The organism is Actinomadura kijaniata NBRC 14229, from assembly GCF_001552175.1.
GTDB classification, from domain to species: domain Bacteria; phylum Actinomycetota; class Actinomycetes; order Streptosporangiales; family Streptosporangiaceae; genus Spirillospora; species Spirillospora kijaniata.
The window spans coordinates 20,175-35,900 of sequence record NZ_BCQR01000026.1 but is presented as its reverse complement, the minus strand read 5'-3'; the positions used below and the strand labels follow the sequence as shown (position 1 = coordinate 35,900).

The 15,726-nt window shown below is 72.2% G+C and carries 15 protein-coding genes; 9 read left to right on the top strand and 6 right to left on the bottom strand.

Annotated elements, in window-relative coordinates; all coding sequences use genetic code 11:
- Positions 1-12: 12 nt before the first annotated feature.
- Positions 13-990: an LLM class flavin-dependent oxidoreductase gene (locus AKI01S_RS09875; protein ID WP_067814192.1), complete on the bottom strand. Its 978-nt coding sequence runs from the start codon at positions 988-990 to the stop codon at positions 13-15.
- Positions 991-1,065: 75 nt separating this feature from the next.
- Here AKI01S_RS09875 and AKI01S_RS09870 point away from each other — a divergent pair, with 75 nt between their 5' ends.
- The 5 genes from AKI01S_RS09870 (at position 1,066) to AKI01S_RS54640 (ending at position 5,450) form a co-directional block, all read left to right on the top strand.
- Positions 1,066-1,857 carry a helix-turn-helix domain-containing protein gene (locus tag AKI01S_RS09870; protein WP_067814190.1) on the top strand — a complete coding sequence of 264 codons (792 nt, stop codon included), beginning with the start codon at positions 1,066-1,068 and terminating at the stop codon, positions 1,855-1,857.
- A 69-nt stretch (positions 1,858-1,926) separates the two neighbouring features.
- Entirely contained in the window at positions 1,927-2,382 is a 456-nt protein-coding gene (locus AKI01S_RS09865; protein WP_067814187.1) for a MarR family winged helix-turn-helix transcriptional regulator, read from the top strand.
- A 60-nt stretch (positions 2,383-2,442) separates the two neighbouring features.
- A complete protein-coding gene (locus AKI01S_RS09860) occupies positions 2,443-3,489 on the top strand; it encodes a WD40 repeat domain-containing protein (protein WP_067814184.1) in 1,047 nt (348 codons plus the stop codon).
- A gap of 272 nt (positions 3,490-3,761) precedes the next feature.
- Positions 3,762-4,319 carry a hypothetical protein gene (locus AKI01S_RS09855; RefSeq protein WP_067814183.1) on the top strand — a complete coding sequence of 186 codons (558 nt, stop codon included), beginning with the start codon at positions 3,762-3,764 and terminating at the stop codon, positions 4,317-4,319.
- A gap of 156 nt (positions 4,320-4,475) precedes the next feature.
- Entirely contained in the window at positions 4,476-5,450 is a 975-nt protein-coding gene (locus AKI01S_RS54640) for a nitroreductase/quinone reductase family protein (protein ID WP_067814181.1), read from the top strand.
- Positions 5,451-5,598: 148 nt separating this feature from the next.
- On the opposite strand, the gene AKI01S_RS09845 is transcribed toward AKI01S_RS54640, so the two are convergent.
- Complete coding sequence (locus tag AKI01S_RS09845) at positions 5,599-5,988, bottom strand: RidA family protein (RefSeq protein WP_067814179.1); 390 nt, start codon at positions 5,986-5,988, stop codon at positions 5,599-5,601.
- Between the two features lie 67 nt (positions 5,989-6,055).
- Between AKI01S_RS09845 and AKI01S_RS09840 the strand changes: the two genes are divergently transcribed.
- From AKI01S_RS09840 to AKI01S_RS09825, 4 genes are all read left to right on the top strand, one after another.
- Positions 6,056-6,655 (top strand): CGNR zinc finger domain-containing protein, encoded by a 600-nt coding sequence (locus AKI01S_RS09840; protein WP_067814178.1) that lies wholly within the window; start codon positions 6,056-6,058, stop codon positions 6,653-6,655.
- 143 nt (positions 6,656-6,798) lie between these two features.
- The gene (locus AKI01S_RS09835) at positions 6,799-7,689 is read left to right on the top strand and encodes an AraC family transcriptional regulator (protein WP_067814176.1); all 891 of its coding nucleotides are present in this window, start codon (positions 6,799-6,801) and stop codon (positions 7,687-7,689) included.
- A gap of 60 nt (positions 7,690-7,749) precedes the next feature.
- Positions 7,750-8,970: an epoxide hydrolase family protein gene (locus tag AKI01S_RS09830; protein ID WP_218009617.1), complete on the top strand. Its 1,221-nt coding sequence runs from the start codon at positions 7,750-7,752 to the stop codon at positions 8,968-8,970.
- A gap of 11 nt (positions 8,971-8,981) precedes the next feature.
- Positions 8,982-9,443, top strand: coding sequence for an SRPBCC family protein (locus tag AKI01S_RS09825; RefSeq protein ID WP_067814174.1), 462 nt, complete (start codon positions 8,982-8,984; stop codon positions 9,441-9,443).
- Positions 9,444-9,557: 114 nt separating this feature from the next.
- Here AKI01S_RS09825 and AKI01S_RS09820 read toward each other — a convergent pair whose 3' ends face one another.
- From AKI01S_RS09820 to AKI01S_RS09805, 4 genes are read right to left on the bottom strand one after another with little or no spacing between them, the layout of a single operon-like run.
- Complete coding sequence (locus AKI01S_RS09820) at positions 9,558-10,790, bottom strand: enolase C-terminal domain-like protein (protein WP_067814171.1); 1,233 nt, start codon at positions 10,788-10,790, stop codon at positions 9,558-9,560.
- Between the two features lie 20 nt (positions 10,791-10,810).
- Positions 10,811-13,897: a glycoside hydrolase family 38 N-terminal domain-containing protein gene (locus tag AKI01S_RS09815; RefSeq protein ID WP_067814169.1), complete on the bottom strand. Its 3,087-nt coding sequence runs from the start codon at positions 13,895-13,897 to the stop codon at positions 10,811-10,813.
- Positions 13,898-13,944: 47 nt separating this feature from the next.
- On the bottom strand, positions 13,945-14,778 hold the full coding sequence (locus AKI01S_RS09810; protein ID WP_067814166.1) for a carbohydrate ABC transporter permease: 834 nt from the start codon (positions 14,776-14,778) through the stop codon (positions 13,945-13,947).
- Complete coding sequence (locus AKI01S_RS09805; RefSeq protein WP_083999264.1) at positions 14,778-15,725, bottom strand: carbohydrate ABC transporter permease; 948 nt, start codon at positions 15,723-15,725, stop codon at positions 14,778-14,780. Before AKI01S_RS09805 ends, AKI01S_RS09810 begins: the two co-directional genes overlap by 1 nt.
- Between the last annotated feature and the right edge of the window lies 1 nt (position 15,726).

The window sequence follows — 15,726 nt, the reverse complement described above, 5'->3', positions numbered from 1 at the left end:
GGAGCCACCGGGTCACGCCTTGACGTTCGGGGACGGCGTCCCCTCGGTCCGTCCCCCCGCCTCTTCCAGCAGGAAGGCGAGGCGTTCGAGCTGGTCGAACTGGTCGTCGGCGTCCAGCGCGGCCAGGCGCAGCAGGATGTGCCGCGCGCCCGCGTCCACGAAGGCGCGCAGCCGCTCGACGACCTGCTCCTCGGTGCCGGTCACGTAGAGCTGGAAGGTCTCCAGGTACGACAGGGGGCGGCCGTAGAAGGCGTCGCAGTAGGCGTCCAGGCGTTCGCGGGCGCGTCCGGGCGACGGCTCCACCAGCACGGTCGCCATCAGCGCCGGGGTCACCTCGCGTTCTCCCGCGTACTCGCCGATCACCGCGAGGCCGTCGGCGAACTCGGCGGGGTCCGGCGGGTAGGGCAGCCATCCGTCGTAGAGGCGGGCGGTACGGCGCAGGGCCGAGGGTGTCGCGCCCGCGAGCCAGACGGGCGGGCCGCCCGGCGTGTGCGGCGGCGGCAGCTCGGGCAGGTCGTCGTAGGAGACGACCCGGCCGTGGAACGATCCGGCGCGCGGCCGCGACCACAGCGTCCGCCACAGGGCCACGACCTCGTCCAGCCAGGCGAAACGCCCCTTCATGGGGACGCCCGCCATCGCGAACTCGCGGTCGGCCGCGCGGGGGAAGCCCCCGCCGACGGTGACGATCAGCCGTCCCCGCGACAGCAGGTCGAGCGAGGCGAGGGTGTGCGCCGCGTTGAGCGGGTCGCGGTAGGCGGGGATCAGCGCGCCCGTACCGAGCCGCAGCCGCGAGGTGACGCTGGCCGCCGCGGCCAGCATGCTCAACGGCTCCACCCGCGTGCTCGCGAGCGAGTCGGTCACCCACGCCGACGCGTAGCCGAGCCGTTCGGCGCGGACGGCGAAGTCGATGAGTCGTCGCGGCGTCCAGCCTTCGCCCACCATGGCTTCGCGGGTGGGGAGGTAGACGCCGATGTCCGGTGTTGTGATCATGGCCGCACTCTCCGGCCGCCGAGGGCGTCGCGGCAATTCCCCGGAGGGAATGGCCACGTCGTGGACAATCGCCCCATGACCTTCGGTGACACGCTCCGCCGGCACCGGCGGCGGCGCAGGTTGAGCCAGCTGGAGTTGGCGATCAGGGCGAACACCACGCAGCGGCATCTGAGCTTCGTCGAGAGCGGCCGTTCGGTCCCGGGACGCGACCTGGTGGTCCGCCTCGCCATGGCGCTGGAGCTGCCCGTGCGGGAGCAGAACGCACTGCTGCTCGCCGCCGGGTTCGCGCCACTCGTCCCGGAGAGCGATCCCGAGGGGCCGGAACTGGAGGCGGTGCGCGACGCGCTACGGCGGCTGCTCCACGGACACCGCCCCTATCCGGCGTTGGTCATCGACCGGTACGGCGACGTGCTCGCCACCAACGACGCGATCGGCGTGCTGACCGACGGGGCGGCCCCCGAGCTGACCGAGGGCCGCTGGAACGCGTACCGGATGGCCCTGCATCCCAAGGGGATGATGCCGCGCGTCCGCAACCCGGCGCACTGGTCGCGGCACGTGCTCGGCAACCTGCGCGCCGAGCTGGACCGCACCCCCGGCGAACGGCTCGCCGCGTTGATCACGGAGCTGGAGTCCTACGCCCCGCCGGTCGCCGACCTCCCGCACCTGGGCCTGGCGGTGCCGCTGGAGCTGTCCTCTCCCCACGGCGACCTGCGCCTTCTCGCGATGATCGCCACCTTCGCCACAGCGCACGACGTCACCGTCGCCGAGCTGCGTCTGGAGACCTTCCTCCCCGCCGACGACGACACCGCCGCCCGGCTGGGCCGCTACTCCCGATCGAAGGGGGCGGCGGTGGGGCCGAGGGGCTGACCGCCGACGCTCACCACATGGTCTAAATTGAGAAGATCTGAACTCATACCTTCACGAGGAGGAGAGGCCATGGCGGTCCGCCCGCTGCGCGACGACCTCATCCTGTTGCTGGCGGTCACCGCACACGTCTCCAAGGAGACCCTGGAGGAGCACCTGGCGACGATGGACCTGAGCGTGCGCGAACACGTCGTCCTCAACGCCATCGCCGAGGGCGCGCCCACCCAGCTCGCCATCGCCCGCAAGGCCGGCCTCGACAAGAGCACCCTCATCCCGGTGCTCGACCAGCTCGAACGCAAAGCGCTCATCGAAAGACACCCCGACCCCGCGGACCGCCGCGCCCGCGTCGTCACCATGACCGACGCCGGACGGCGCTCCCTGATCCGCTCCACCCGGACCGTCACCAAGACCGAGACCGACCTCCTCGCCGACCTGACCCCGGCCGAGCGGACGCAGTTCCTCACCATGCTGCAACGCATCACCGAGGGGCGCATGGCCGACCTGAGCGTTCCCGGATCCTGCCTCTAGCCACCGGCGTCACAGCAAGCTCCCGGGGACGGAAGCCGCGCCTCGCCACGAGCTGAAACGATGGCGATCATGATCAATGACGAGCTCCCCCGTCATCGGACCCTGTACGCCGATCCCGACTGGCTGGACGATCCAATCGCCTCCGAGCTGCCGGACGTCGACACCGAGAACCAGCCGGACTTCAGCTCGGGCATCGAAGCCATCGGGGCGGCCTCGGATCTGGCCCGGTTCGCGCTGACGACCCTGTCCCAGGGAAACACCGAAAGCGGCCGGCTGTGCCTGTTCGACGTGGCGACCGGGACGTGGCACTGGCGCGAGCTGGAGCAGCGTCGCCGCTTCATCGGCGGTGGCCACGAGATCGCGTTCTCTCCCGACGGTTCGCTGGTCGCGGTCGCGACCTCGACGGATCTGAAGGCCGTCGTCTGGCGAACCGAGGACATGACCATGGCCTGGTCCGCCGGCGCGGCCGCCGCCTGGGGTGAGGACAGGCTGTTCACCCACATCAGCTTCAGCGGCGACGGGCGCCTGGTCGTCGCGGTGAGCGCGAACCCGTGGGAGCCCGAACCGGAGCGAGTCCCCTGCGAACGCGTCGTCGTGGCCGACGCCGGGACAGGAGAGATCGTCTTCGCGGAGAACCTCCCGATTCACGGCAGCGCCGGACTGGACCATTCCGGGAAGAGCCTCGCCCGTCTGGCGGCCGACAACCAGGTCGTCATCCACGGCCTGCCTTCGGGTGAGGTCCTCACCCGTCACCGCAGCGGAGTGCCCAACGCCCGCCTCCTCGACTACGCGCCCGACGGTGACGCGGTGGCCGTCGCGGGCGATGGCGCGGTGGAGGTGATCCAGCCCTTGGCCGGGTCCTCGTACAGTTTCCCGATCGGCGGGACATGCCAGGCCATGAACTGGTCCCGGAACGGGTTGCGCGTGCTGGCCACCGATGACGGGCACGCCACCGTGCTGGACGACGATGGCCGCATCCTGTGGACCAGGGAGATGGAAGACGCGCACTTCCTCCTCGGGGCCTTCACCCGCGACGGCCGTGCGCTGGTCACGCTGGATCCTGATACGTACGAGATCGTCGCCTGGTTCCTCACCCCTCCCCAGTGATCCTGTGCGCCTTGGGCCCGTCCGGGTATCGGTGCTGGTCGCGGAACCGCAGGTGGGGTAAGTCAGTGGCGGGCGCGGGCGGCGGTTGCTTGTATGTCCGGGTGGGAAGAGTGGGACCCGGCCTTGGCGGTGCGGGCGTCGGGCGGATGCGGCTGCGCGCCGTCGTCCGGGCGGCGCCGAGCGCGCGGCGGCCGTGGCGTGTCCTCTCGCCCCGGAGGCGACCGAACGGACTTTGGATCTGCCCGCTGGATTCCCACTTCGTCGGCCAGATCGTGGGAACGCGGGAAGCGCTGCTGCATCTCGGCGCCTGGTTCCGGATGGCGGGGATCAGTCCGCACAGCGTGGTCCACGTGCCGGCGGGCGGGCCGCGTCCCTGCGGGGTCCCGTGGTACGGGCCGTCCGAGACCTCGGTGGATCTGGTGGTCATGCGCCGGGACGTCGGGATGCGGGCTTCCGCCTGGTCCGGTATCCGGCGGAGCCTGGCGGGCGGCCGCCCTGTCACGCTCCGACCTCCGCAGGCCCGGCCGGTCCTGACCTATGAGCCGCTCCCGCCCGGCACCGACGGCCTGGTGCTGGCGGAGCACGGTCGGACACTGCTGGTCAGCGGTCCGGCGCCGGCACTGCTGCGCGCCGGGGACGTGATCAGCGCCGTCGGGGAGGCGATCGCGTCCGACCGGCACGTCCACCGGCGGGGATACGCGCACCTCGGCGCGCTGACTCCCCTGCTCCGCGAGCCCGGGACGACCAGGCGGGGACTTGAACTGCTCGTGATGGGCGCAGATCCCCGCTTCCACAAGAAGACCCGTCAGGCCGGGGCGGACGGCGAGTGAGGACACCGAGGCCGTCGCCGAGCGGACGGTCCCGGTAGGCGAAGACCGTGCGGCGGCGGTCCCCTCCCCCACCCGCCTGCGGCTCAGTTCCCTCAAGGTTGCACAGAGTTAGTTATCCGCATAATGTTATGCGCATAACCACCTGAGGGAGAGACCATGGATTTCGAGCAAGCCGACGCTCTCAACCAAGCCATCCGCCTGCTGAGCCTGCGCCACCGGGCCAGGGCCTCGGCGTTGCTGGCCCCGCTCGGCCTGCACCCCGGGCAGGAGGCGCTCCTGCTCGAACTCGCCCGGACCGGCCCGATGATCCAAGCCCAGCTCAGCGAGGCGCTCGGCTGCGAGCCGCCCAGCGTCACGCTCATGACCCGCAAGCTCGAAGCCGCCGGTCACATCCGCCGTTCACCCGCCCCCTCCGACAAGCGCGCCAGCATCGTCGAACTCACCGACAGCGGCAAGGCTCTCGCCGACCAGGTCAAGCAGCTGTGGCGCGTTCTGGCGGAGGAGACCGTGACCGGCCTGCCCGCCGAAACGGTGGACGCGCTGCCCGGCATCCTCAAGACCCTGACCGACAACGTCGACACCAGGCGCCCCGGCCAAGGCGGCCAGCCCGGTCCAGCCACGGAATCGCGACGGCCGGGGAACGTTGATCACAGCGGGGTCCTGGCCGGTGACTACGAGCCGAGCGCGTCGGAGTGGGTGCGCGAGCACGTCGAGCAGATCATGCGCACCGGCACGACCGACGGCGTCACGATCAGTGGCCTTCCCGTCGTGCTGATGACCTACCTGGGCGCCAAGACCGGCAAGGTTCGCAAGACGCCGCTGATGCGTGTCGAGCACGAGGGGTACTACGCGGCCGTCGCGTCCTTGGGTGGCGCGCCGTCCAACCCGCAGTGGTACGCCAGCCTGGTCGCCGAGCCGTTCATCGAGTTGCAGGACGGCACGGTAGTCCGGCGGTACCGGGCCCGTGAGGTGTTCGGGGACGAGAAGGCCCTCTGGTGGCGCCGGGCGGTGGAGGCGTACCCCGCCTATGCCGAATACCAGCGCAAGACCGACCGCCAAATCCCGGTCTTCGTGCTCGAACCGATCAGCGAGGGGGCACCGGCGGACGGCGACGGCACCGAGAACCAGTGACCCTGCCCGAGCCGACCTCGGCCTCCGCCCTTATGGAAGGGCGCCAACCGATCAGCGCGCCTGCGCCCGCCAGCGGGCGCAGGCCGATCCGGCTGACCGGCCGGGGCGTGAGCGGGCGGCCTCCGATGGATGGTCCCGGCCGGGGATGTCACACGACGGCGACGGCGTCGATCTCGACGAGGGATCCGGCGTTCAGGCCGGCGACGGCGTGGACCGTGATGGCCGGCGGCGGGTCGGCCCGGTTCCACACCTGCTGGAAGGCGGCCGCGCCCTCGTCGAACGAGTGGCCGTCCACCACGGCGATGGTCCAGTGCACGATGTTGGCCAGGCTCGCCCCCTCGCTCTCCAGGATGGTCTGGAGGTTGCGCAACGCCTGCAGGGACTGCTCCCCGACCGTGGGACCGACGACCTTTCCGTCGGCGTCGACGCCGTTCTGCCCGCCGACGTAGATCGTCTTCGTCGGCCGCTCGACCACGACGGCCTGGCTGAAGGCCGGGCTGCGGTGGAGTCCCTCGGGGTTGATGTGCCGTACGCCCATATGGGCCTCCTCTGATGATGACACCGGTTATAGCGGTGTCGGCTGTGACACCAGTTATAGTGGTTTCATGCGAGCGAGCACAACCGGCCGGATGCTGCGCGACCCCAAAGGCGGGTCGTTCTGGTTCGACGCCGGCGCCGTCTGCCTGGACTTCGCCCACACCGGCGGCGAGGGCCGGTACGCGGTGTTCGAGTCCCTTCATCAGCCCGCCGACCTGGGTGGATGGCTGGCCCAGCCGCCGCTGGGCGCGGTCGCGACGGTCCCGGTGACGGCCCGTGAGCTGGCCGCGGCCAAGGCCCTGCGCCAGGCGATCTGGGACGCGGCGCAGGCCCGGGCGGCGCGGCGCCCCCTCCCCGCCGAGGCGGTGGCCGCCATCAACCGGGCCGCGGCCATGGCGCCGCTGATCCCCGAGCTGACCGACGACGGCACGGCCGCCGGGTGGGCGCCGCCGGTGCGGGCCACACAGGCGTTGTCGACGCTGGCGCGAGAGATGATCGAGCTGCTGTCCGGGCCGCTGTCCGAACGCATCCGCCAGTGCGCGAGCGACGACTGCCCGCTGGTGTTCGTCGACTCGTCCCGGCCGAACGCCCGGCGCTGGTGCTCGATGGAGCGTTGCGGCAACCGCCACAAGCTCCGGGCACTCCGCGCCCGGCGGGCCACGGAATGACCTTGCGTTGGCCTTCCGCCCTTGCCGGACGGGAAGCGCGCCGATGTCCCGGCCCGTGGTAAGTGATCATGGCTGCCCATGCATCACCGATGGGCCGAGCATGCCGCGGTCGCTTTCCGGTGGCCCTCGGTAGCCTCGCAACCATGGTGTTCGAGTCCACTCGTTTCGATCTCCAGCCGTATGTCGGCTTCGACATGGCTCGTTACGTTCGGCGGACGTACTGCAGTTGGGAGAACTCCGGGTGGCAGTCCCTGCTCGTTCAGCGGTTCGAACATGTCCCCGTCGCCGAGGACATGGAACTGCCGGGCACGGCGGATCTTCACCTGGTGCTTCCGGTCGCCGGGCGGGCGGTGATGGAGACGCGGAGCGGCGGCCGGGAGAGCCGTTCCGCCTGGACGCCGGGACGGCTTGAGCTGGAGATCCCGGAGCGGCCCGTTCTCCGGCGTTATCGCGGCGACGAGTCGATGCGGAGCGTGCAGATCCACATCCCGCGCGGCACCGTCGATGCGGTCGCGGCGCAGCTGGGCGGCCGCGCGGTGGACTTCGAGGCCATGGCCTCGTCCCTGGCCGAGGGAGACCCGCTGATCGAGGAGGCCGTCCGGACGGTCGGCTTCCCGGGCGAGGCCGGCGACCTGTACGCCGAGTCCGCGGCCACCTTCCTGGCCGTGCACCTGCTCACCCGCCATTCGCGGCTGCCCGGCCTCGGAGCGCCGACGCGGGAGGACGCGCGCGTTCGTGCGGCGGTCGCGATGATGCGCGACCGGCTGGCCGACCCGATCACCTTGGCCGACATCGCCGAGGAGGTGCATCTCAGCGTCTACCACCTCGTCAGGGTGTTCAGGGAGGCGACCGGGGTGACGCCGTACCGGTATCTCACCCGGCTGCGGATCGAGGAGGCGAAACGGCTGCTGCGGGACACCGACCTGGTGATCGCCCGGATCGCGACGCGGTGCGGCTTCGCCAGTCCCGGCGCTCTGTCGACGGCCTTCCTGCGGCACACCGGAACGCGTCCCTCGGCCTACCGCAATTCCTGATCGCCGCACCACAATCTCGCGCATGGGCCCGGCGACAACCGGTACCTAGGGTTTTGCCCCATGACCGACCTCCCCGTCGGTGAGGTGGCGGCGATGCCCGAGATCGAGCCCTTCACCGTCCACGTCCCCGACCACCATCTGACCGACCTGAGTGCTCGTCTGGAACGGGTGCGGCTTCCCGAACCCGAGACGGTGCCGGACGCGACGCAGGGAATCGAGCTGCGGCGGCTGACGGCGTTGTTGGACGCGTGGCGGCGGCACGACTGGCGCGCGAGGGAAGCGCGGTGGAACGCGATCCCGCACTACCGGATACGCCTTGACGGACTGGGAATCGCGTTCTGGCACGTCCGCTCACCAGAGCCGACGGCGCTGCCCCTGCTGCTGACGCATGGCTGGCCCGGGTCGGTGCTCGAGTTCGAGAACGTGCTCGGACCGCTCAGCGATCCGGTCGCCCACGGCGGTTCCGCGCGGGACGCCTTCCATGTGGTCGTCCCGGCGCTGCCGGGGTTCGGATTCAGCGACCGCCCGCGTGAGCGGGGCTGGCACCCTGGCCGCACCGCCCGGGCGTGGGCCGAGCTGATGACCGCGCTCGGCTACCGGCGTTTCGGAGCGCACGGCGGGGACTGGGGTGCTCACGTGAGCACCGAGCTGGCGCGCCTTGCTCCGGAACGCGTCGCGGCCCTGCACCTGACGATGCCGCCGGCGTCCCCGCTGCCAGAGGACCGGACCGCGCCGGACCCGGCCGAACGGCGCATGCTGGACCGGCGTGACCTGCACCTGACGGACGGCTACGGCTTCGGGATGCTGATGGGCACGCGCCCGCAGACGCTCGGCTACTCCCTGCTCGACTCGCCCGCCGGGCTGGCCGCGTGGCTCGGCGAGAAGCTCACCGCCTACGCCGACACCCGGCCCGAGGTCGGTGGCGGCGTGAGCATGTCGCAGCAGGTCGACACCATCGCGCTCTACTGGCTGACCGGCACGGGCGCCTCCACGTCCCGGTGGTACTGGGAGGCGATGAGGTGGGTGCCGCGCAGCGCGGAGGAGGAGAACGCGCGACCGGTGACCGTCCCCACCGCCTGCTCGCTGTTCCCGGCCGACCCGTGGCCGACCGCCCGCCGCTGGGCCGAGCGTCGCTACCGCGACCTCCGCTCGTGGAACGAGCTGGATCGCGGCGGGCACTTTCCCGGCCTGGAACAGCCGGACCTGCTGGTGTCCGAGATCAGGAACGCGTTCCGCCAGGTGCGGGACCAACCGGCCCCGTCCGGCGGCCGGACGGCGTGAGGAGCCCTGGAATGCAGTCGTACGACGTCACCGCCGACTCGACGGCGCCACCGGCCGTGGTGTGGGCGTTGCTGCTCAACCCGCGGAGCTGGCCCGAATGGTCGCGTATCGACGCGCTGGAACCCGGTCGGTCGCGGAATCTCTCGTCCGACGGCCGAGACGGCGTCGGAGCGATCCGCGCCTTCCGCCTGGGGAAGGGCGTCACCAAGGAGCGGATCACCGCCCTCGACCCCGAGCGCCGATTCGCGTACGAGGGCGTGGAAATCCCGCAGATGGCCGACTACCGCGCCGCCGTCGAGCTGCACGAACTCCCCGGCGGCGGAACACGGATTCACTGGCATGGCACGTATCGGGCGCGCCGGGGGATGCGCTGGTTCTTCCAGTGGTACCTCCGCCGCTTCATGCAGGCCATGGCGACCGGCCTCGCCGAACACGCCGCCGGCCTGCACGCTCCGCCAGCCGGCTCTGACTAGCGGAACGAGCCGGTGGGTGGCCGCCGAGGGTGTACCGGCGGCCACCCACCGGCGAGCGCGCCAGGATGGAACCGGCTCTTCCTGTCCGGCCGCGCTGGCGGGGCCGCTACCGCCTCACGACAGCGCGTCCAGGGGGACGTCCGGATCGGCCCAGCGCTGGTTGGGCACCGTGGGGTACCAGCCTTCGCGGCCCGGGTCGCGGTCGTAGGGGTAGTCGCCCAGCTCCCGGTACAGCTCGGCGTACTCGGCGAGCTTGCCGCGGTCCAGCCGGACGCCCAGGCCGGGCCCGGACGGCACCGCGATCCGGCCGTCGCGGTACGGCAGCGGCCCGCCCTCGATGACGTCGTCGGCGAGCTGGTGGTAGTGCGCGTCGGCGGCGTAGGTGAGGTTCGGCAGGACCGCCCCCAGGTGCAGCATCGTGGCCAGCTGCACGCCCAGCTCGCCCGAGGAGTGCACCGCCACGCCGACCTGGAAGGTCTCGCACACCCCGGCCGCCTTCACGCACGGCCGGATGCCGCCCCAGAAGGTGGTGTCGAGCAGCACCACGTCCACGCTGCGCCGCAGCACGTTGGCGGCGAGCTGCTCGAAGTTCACCACGACGGTGTTGGTGGCCAGCGGCATCGCGACCCGCTCGCGGACCTGCCGCAGCCCCTCCAGCCCCCACACGGGGTCCTCGAGGTAGTCGTTGTTCAGGTCCTCGATCGCCCTGCCGAACCGCACGCCCTCGTCCAGGCTCAGCACGGCGTTGGGGTCGTAGCGCAGCCGGTCCTGCGGGAACGCGGCGGCCAGCGCCCGGTAGCACTCCAGCTCGTAGTCGGGGGGGAAGACCCCGCCCTTCAGCTTGTGCACGGTGAACCCGTGCCGCTCCTTGAGGGCCCTGGCGTGCTCGACGAGCTGGCCGGGGGTGCGGACCTCGGCGTGTGCCCCGGAGGCGTACCGGTAGAACAGGTACGAGGCGAACGGCACGCTGTCGCGCACCCGGCCGCCCAGCAGGTCGTGGGCGGGCACGCCCAAGTGCTGCCCGATCAGGTCGATGCAGGCGAACTCGATCGCGGCCAGCAGCTGGGTGCGGTTGTTGTAGAGCGACGCCGTCGGGTTGGCGATCTTGAAGCGGAGGTTCTCCAGCTCGAACGGGTCGTGCCCGCGCAGGTAGGCGGTCAGGGCGGTCACCGCGCGTTCGGCGCTCTGCCCGCCGCCGCCCAGCTCGCCGAGCCCGACCAGCCCGTTGTCGGCCTCGACCTCCACGATCGTGCGCACGAACCGGCCCCAGTGCGCGCCGTTGCTGTGCAGCAGCGGCGCCTCCAGCGGCACCGCCACGGTGGTGGCCCGGATGTCTGTGATCTTCATGGGCATTGTCCGATCGGTGGTCAGAGCTCGACGGCGACGGCGGCGATCCCGCAGCCGGGCAGCCGGACGGTCATGGCGGCGTCGCGGACCGGCAGCTCGGCCGGGTCGTGCTCCAGGCCGTCGCTGACCCAGGCGCGGCGCGCCCCGGGCACCCGCAGCCCGGTCTCCACCGGGTCGGCGGACAGCGACTGGAGCCGCACCAGCAGGGGGTGGCCGTGCCGGGAGCGGCCGACGGAGGTGACCAGCACGTCCGGGTCGTCCACCGCCAGCAGCACGCCGGAGGCCGGGCCCGGCTCGGGGCCGGTGGCCAGGGTCGCGACGAACGCGTCGGTGAGCCCGGCGGCGGTGATCGCGCCCAGGCGGCGGCCACCGGTCCCGGCGGAGGAGGAGACCGCGTACCGGAAGGTGGTCTCGCCCTGCTGCTGGGAGGGGAAGTTGGTGTCCCAGATGTTGTTCAGCGCCCACGAGTAGACGGTGGCCGGCTCCTCCTCCAGCGTCGGCGGGAACGGCGCGTACGGCATGTGGATGGAGCCGAACTGCACGAGCGGCGCCTCCAGCGTCGCCCACGCCACCGACAGGTCCGGGTCCTCGAACGCCACCCAGTGCCGGATCGGGCGCATGTGCTCGGCGGACCCCGGCACGCTCGGCACCTCGGTGCCGCCCACCCCACCGGTCAGCTCCCACGCGCTCGGCGCGCCCCCGGCCGCGAACGGGAAGGAGAAGAACACCGCCTCCTTGGCCGGGGTCGGCTGCTTGGCGAGCTGGTAGCGCAGGTCCAGGCGCGGCACCCCGGCGTACAGCTCGATCGTGGTGCGCACCCAGTCGGTGCCCTTGCCGTGCAGCTCGACCACCAGCCGCTCCCCCGCCGGGGTGCGCTCGGCCCGCACGATGCTGGCGTGGCCGCCGATGGCGCGGTCGCCGAGCAGCGTCTTGTCGTGCACCAGCATGTGCCCGGACATGTGGTTGAAGTGCGGCGCGGTGGCGTACCGGTCGTAGATGTACTGGCCGAAGCCGCCCGCGGCGTCGGGGTTGACCAGCTCGCGCCCGGCGGACTTGTCGAACACCGAGACCAGGTGGCCCTTACGCACGTCGTAGGCCACCCGGTAGTACTCGTTCTCGATGGTGCCGTCCAGGCCGAGGTCCTGCGGAGCGGCCGCCGGGGCGTCGCCGGGCAGCACGTCCAGGCGGACGTGGCCGAGGCCCGGCACGTCGGGCAGCACGGCCTCCAGGTGGCGGCCGATGGGGCGGGTCGGCCACTCGTCGGGGTCGACCTCCCGCTCGTGGTGCGGCACCCGCTCGCCCGTCCGGGCGTCCACCAGGGCGATGGGGACGTCCACCGCGACCACGTCGCGCGGCAGGAAGGCGCGCACCACGTCGGTGCGGGCGGCGGTGCCGGGGTTGACCACGACGAACGAGGCCAGCGCGCCGGGCGCGGGCCCGAACGTCGCGCCGAACCGGTGCGCGCCCGCGTGCAGCAGGTCGGCGGCGTCGTCGTGGGCCTGGTAGGCGAACGAGGACTTGCGTCCCCACTGCAGGCCGCCGGAGTCGCCGGCCTCCTCGGCGTCCTCCCAGGGGTTGGCCGCGCCCCAGGTGTGCTCGTCGAACAGCGCCGCCAGGTCGTAGGCGTCGTCGATCGCCCCGGTGGCGCCGCCGTCCTCGCCCGCACGCACGTCGGCGAACGCGTGCAGCGTCTCGGCGGCGCGCAGCGTGCTCTGGGCGCGCCGCACGTAACCCAGCGGGCGGGCCCCGGAGCCGAGGCCGTCGGCCCACCAGTCGGTCCAGTCGCCCTCGTGGGTCTGGAGCCGGTCGCCGTGCTCGCGCTCGACGTGCTCGAAGAACTCGGAGTTGGTGGCCGTGCGCAGCCGCGGGTAGTCCCAGGTCTGGTTCCAGCGGCGGACGATCTGCGCCGGCACGATCGACGGCCCGGCGTTGTCGGCGTGCGCGCCCTGCACCCGCAGGTGGACCGCGTCCAGCACGTCCGGGGCCTTGGCGGCGCCGACCTGGCCCGGCGCGGCGTACCAGCCGAACGTCCCCGGGCCGTAGGGGTAGGGCCGCTCGGCCAGCGCCTCCAGGTAGCGCGGCAGCAGGTCCTCGGCGAGGTCGTAGCCGTCCACCAGGCCGACGGTGTTGCCCTCCATGTAGGCCATGCCGTGCGGGGTGTCGGTGAACCAGACGATCAGCTCGCGGCCGCTGGGGGCGCGCCACCGGAACGGGCGGCCGAGGCCGTCGCCGCCGGTCACGTACGGGACCGACCGCCCGGCCCAGTTGTGCGCGGCCGACAGGTAGCGCACCCCGGCGGCGCTGAGCGCGTCCACGACGCCGACGACCGCGCCGGGGATGTCGGTGTGCATCGCCGACCGCACCTGGATGCCGTGCCGTTCGCGCAGGTCGGCGACGTGCCGCAGCTGCCGGTACAGCTCCTCGGCCGAGCACGCCTCGGTGTGCAGCTGCATCGGGAAGGCGGTGACCTCGATCTGCCCGGCCCGGGAACGGTCCACGAACTCGGCGACGGTCGCCTCCGGCCGGGCCTCCAGCCAGCGCAGCGCGGGCAGCGACGACTCCACCGACCAGCGGAACCGCGCGTCGTCGGGCCAGTCGGCGGTCTCCCGGCTCAGCCGCAGCGCCGCGTCCAGGTAGTCCAGGTGGTGGCGCAGCACGACGCCCTGCGGGTCGGTGTAGCCGATGTCCAGGTGGGAGTGGTGGACGACGAAGACGTTCCACTTGCGCTGCGGGGTGACCTCCACCTGGGCCGCGCCGACCAGGCCGGTGACGTCGCGCACCTCCAGGGTGACCCGGCGCGGCGCGTGCACCTCGGGCACCAGCAGGTCGACCTGGCCGTTCCCGCCGGGACGGCCGGCGGCCAGCACCGGGCCGTCCGGCTCGCGCAGCGTCAGTTCCAGGTCCGGCCCGTGCTCCCCGGACACCGAGAGCCGGACGGCCTGCCGCAGCCGCCCGGCGTCGTCGCGGCGGAACAGGGGCAGCACGGCGGCGCGGACGCTCAGCCCGCGCACCGCCAGCACCTCGGCGGAGGTGTCCTGGCGCAGGGCCTCGCGGATGCCGTCGTAGTCGGGCGAGCCGAGGCTGGCCTGGAGGAGGCGACTCGTCATCGTTACTCGTCGAACCTTTCGGTGCGGGGGCCGGATCTGCGGGAGGGTCAGACCTGGGTGAGCGTGAGACCGCGGGTGAACAGCCGCTGGGTGAGCAGGAACAGCGCCACGGTGGGGACCGAGACCACCAGGCCGGCGGCGAGCGCGACCGGCACCGGGGTCCCGGCGTAGACGTCGGTGGTCAGCGCGGCCAGCTCGGTCATCGCCGGGCGGACGGTCTCGGACTGGGTGAGGGTGAGCCCGAACAGCAGGTCGTTCCAGACGAAGGTGAACTCCAGCACGAACACCGCCGCCAGCGCCGTCCACGACAGCGGCAGGTGGATGCGCCAGAAGATGCCGAAGGTGGAGGCGCCGTCCATCCGGGCCGCCTCGAAGACCGAGATCGCGATGCCGCCGAAAAAGTTGCGCATCACCAGCGCCGCCAGCGGCACGTTGATCGCGGTGTAGACCAGCACCATGCCGAGCCGGCCGTCGTAGAGCCCGAACCGGCTGTAGCCGACGAACAGCGGCACCAGCAGCATCTGCAGCGGGAAGATCGTCCCGCCGAAGATCAGCATGAACCAGGCGAACCCGTGCCGCAGCCGCAGCACGACGATCGCGTACGCGGCCAGCGCTCCGACCAGCACCGCCAGCGCCGGGGAGACCAGGCTGTACAGCAGCGAGCTGAGCAGGCCCTGCTCCAGGTCGGTGCGCTCCCAGACCTCGCCGATGTTGGCGAGCAGCGCGAAGTCGGTCGGCGGCCTGACCGCGTCGTCGGGCCGGTAGCCGTCGGCGGGCCGCAGCGCGTTGGCCACGATGAGGTAGGTGGGGAACAGCCACAGCAGGCCGAGGGCGACCAGAACGGCCCGCCGCAGCGTCCCGGCGGCGCGCGGTGCGCTCATCAGAAGTCCTCCCTGCGGGTCTGCCGGCGCATGTAGGCGTAGGAGGAGAGCCCGGTGACGGTGGTCAGCAGCACCGCGATCGCCGATCCGTAGCCGTACTCGTCGGCGACGAACACGTCCCGGTACATCGTCACCGCCAGGGTCTCGGAGGTGCGGCCGGGACCGCCCTGGGTCATCACCCAGACGATGTCGAAGGTCTTCAGGCTGGCCACCAGCGCCAGGCCGACCACCACCGTGGTCAGCGGGCGCATCAGCGGCCAGATCACGTGCCGGAACAGCCGCCAGCCGGACGCGCCGTCCAGCCGGGCCGCCTCGATCGGCGCCCGCGGGATCGACTGGAGGCCGACCACGAACAGCAGCATGTTGACGCCGAGCTGCTGCCAGGTCCACACCACGATCATGGCCAGGGTGTTCTCCGGCCCGTCGTTGAGGAAGGCCGTCTCGCCGCCCGGCATCCCGAGGAATCCCAGCACCTTGTTGGCCACGCCGTCGGGCTGGAGGATGAAGCCCCACACCAGGCCGAGGCCCGCGCCCGACATCGCGTAGGGCAGCAGGAACGGCAGCCGGTACCAGCCGCCGCCCCTGATGTCGTAGGACAGCACCGCCACCAGCAGGCCCAGGCCGACCGGCAGGACCGTGGTGCCCAGCACCCACAGCAGGGTGTTGCGGATCGAGGTGAGCATCGCCGGGTCGTCCAGCAGCCGGGTGTAGTTCTCCAGGCCGGTGAACACCGGCGAGCCGAGCCCGTCGTAGCGGGTCATGCTCAGGTAGACCGTCCACAGGAACGGCAGGTAGAGCAGGACGGCCACGACCAGCACGGCCGGCGAGAGGTAGCCGAAGCGGAACCGGCCGAACAGCCGGAATCCGGTGCCGCGCGGCGCGCGGGGTGGGGAGTCCCCGCCCCCGGCGGCGGACCGGGGGCGGGGAAGGGTCTCGTGGGCGCTCATG

Excerpts from the sequence above, each read along its gene's own strand:
- AKI01S_RS09875 (WP_067814192.1), bottom strand. The coding sequence starts at position 990 with ATGATCACAACACCGGACATCGGCGTCTACCTCCCCACCCGCGAAGCC.
- AKI01S_RS09805 (WP_083999264.1), bottom strand. The coding sequence starts at position 15,725 with ATGAGCGCCCACGAGACCCTTCCCCGCCCCCGGTCCGCCGCCGGGGGC.
- AKI01S_RS09825 (WP_067814174.1), top strand. The coding sequence starts at position 8,982 with ATGCAGTCGTACGACGTCACCGCCGACTCGACGGCGCCACCGGCCGTG.
- AKI01S_RS09845 (WP_067814179.1), bottom strand. The coding sequence starts at position 5,988 with ATGGGCGTACGGCACATCAACCCCGAGGGACTCCACCGCAGCCCGGCC.
- AKI01S_RS09810 (WP_067814166.1), bottom strand. The coding sequence starts at position 14,778 with ATGAGCGCACCGCGCGCCGCCGGGACGCTGCGGCGGGCCGTTCTGGTC.
- AKI01S_RS54640 (WP_067814181.1), top strand. The coding sequence starts at position 4,476 with ATGGATTTCGAGCAAGCCGACGCTCTCAACCAAGCCATCCGCCTGCTG.
- AKI01S_RS09835 (WP_067814176.1), top strand. The coding sequence starts at position 6,799 with ATGGTGTTCGAGTCCACTCGTTTCGATCTCCAGCCGTATGTCGGCTTC.
- AKI01S_RS09830 (WP_218009617.1), top strand. The coding sequence starts at position 7,750 with ATGACCGACCTCCCCGTCGGTGAGGTGGCGGCGATGCCCGAGATCGAG.
- AKI01S_RS09865 (WP_067814187.1), top strand. The coding sequence starts at position 1,927 with ATGGCGGTCCGCCCGCTGCGCGACGACCTCATCCTGTTGCTGGCGGTC.
- AKI01S_RS09840 (WP_067814178.1), top strand. The coding sequence starts at position 6,056 with ATGCGAGCGAGCACAACCGGCCGGATGCTGCGCGACCCCAAAGGCGGG.
- AKI01S_RS09820 (WP_067814171.1), bottom strand. The coding sequence starts at position 10,790 with ATGAAGATCACAGACATCCGGGCCACCACCGTGGCGGTGCCGCTGGAG.
- AKI01S_RS09860 (WP_067814184.1), top strand. The coding sequence starts at position 2,443 with ATGGCGATCATGATCAATGACGAGCTCCCCCGTCATCGGACCCTGTAC.
- AKI01S_RS09815 (WP_067814169.1), bottom strand. The coding sequence starts at position 13,897 with ATGACGAGTCGCCTCCTCCAGGCCAGCCTCGGCTCGCCCGACTACGAC.
- AKI01S_RS09870 (WP_067814190.1), top strand. The coding sequence starts at position 1,066 with ATGACCTTCGGTGACACGCTCCGCCGGCACCGGCGGCGGCGCAGGTTG.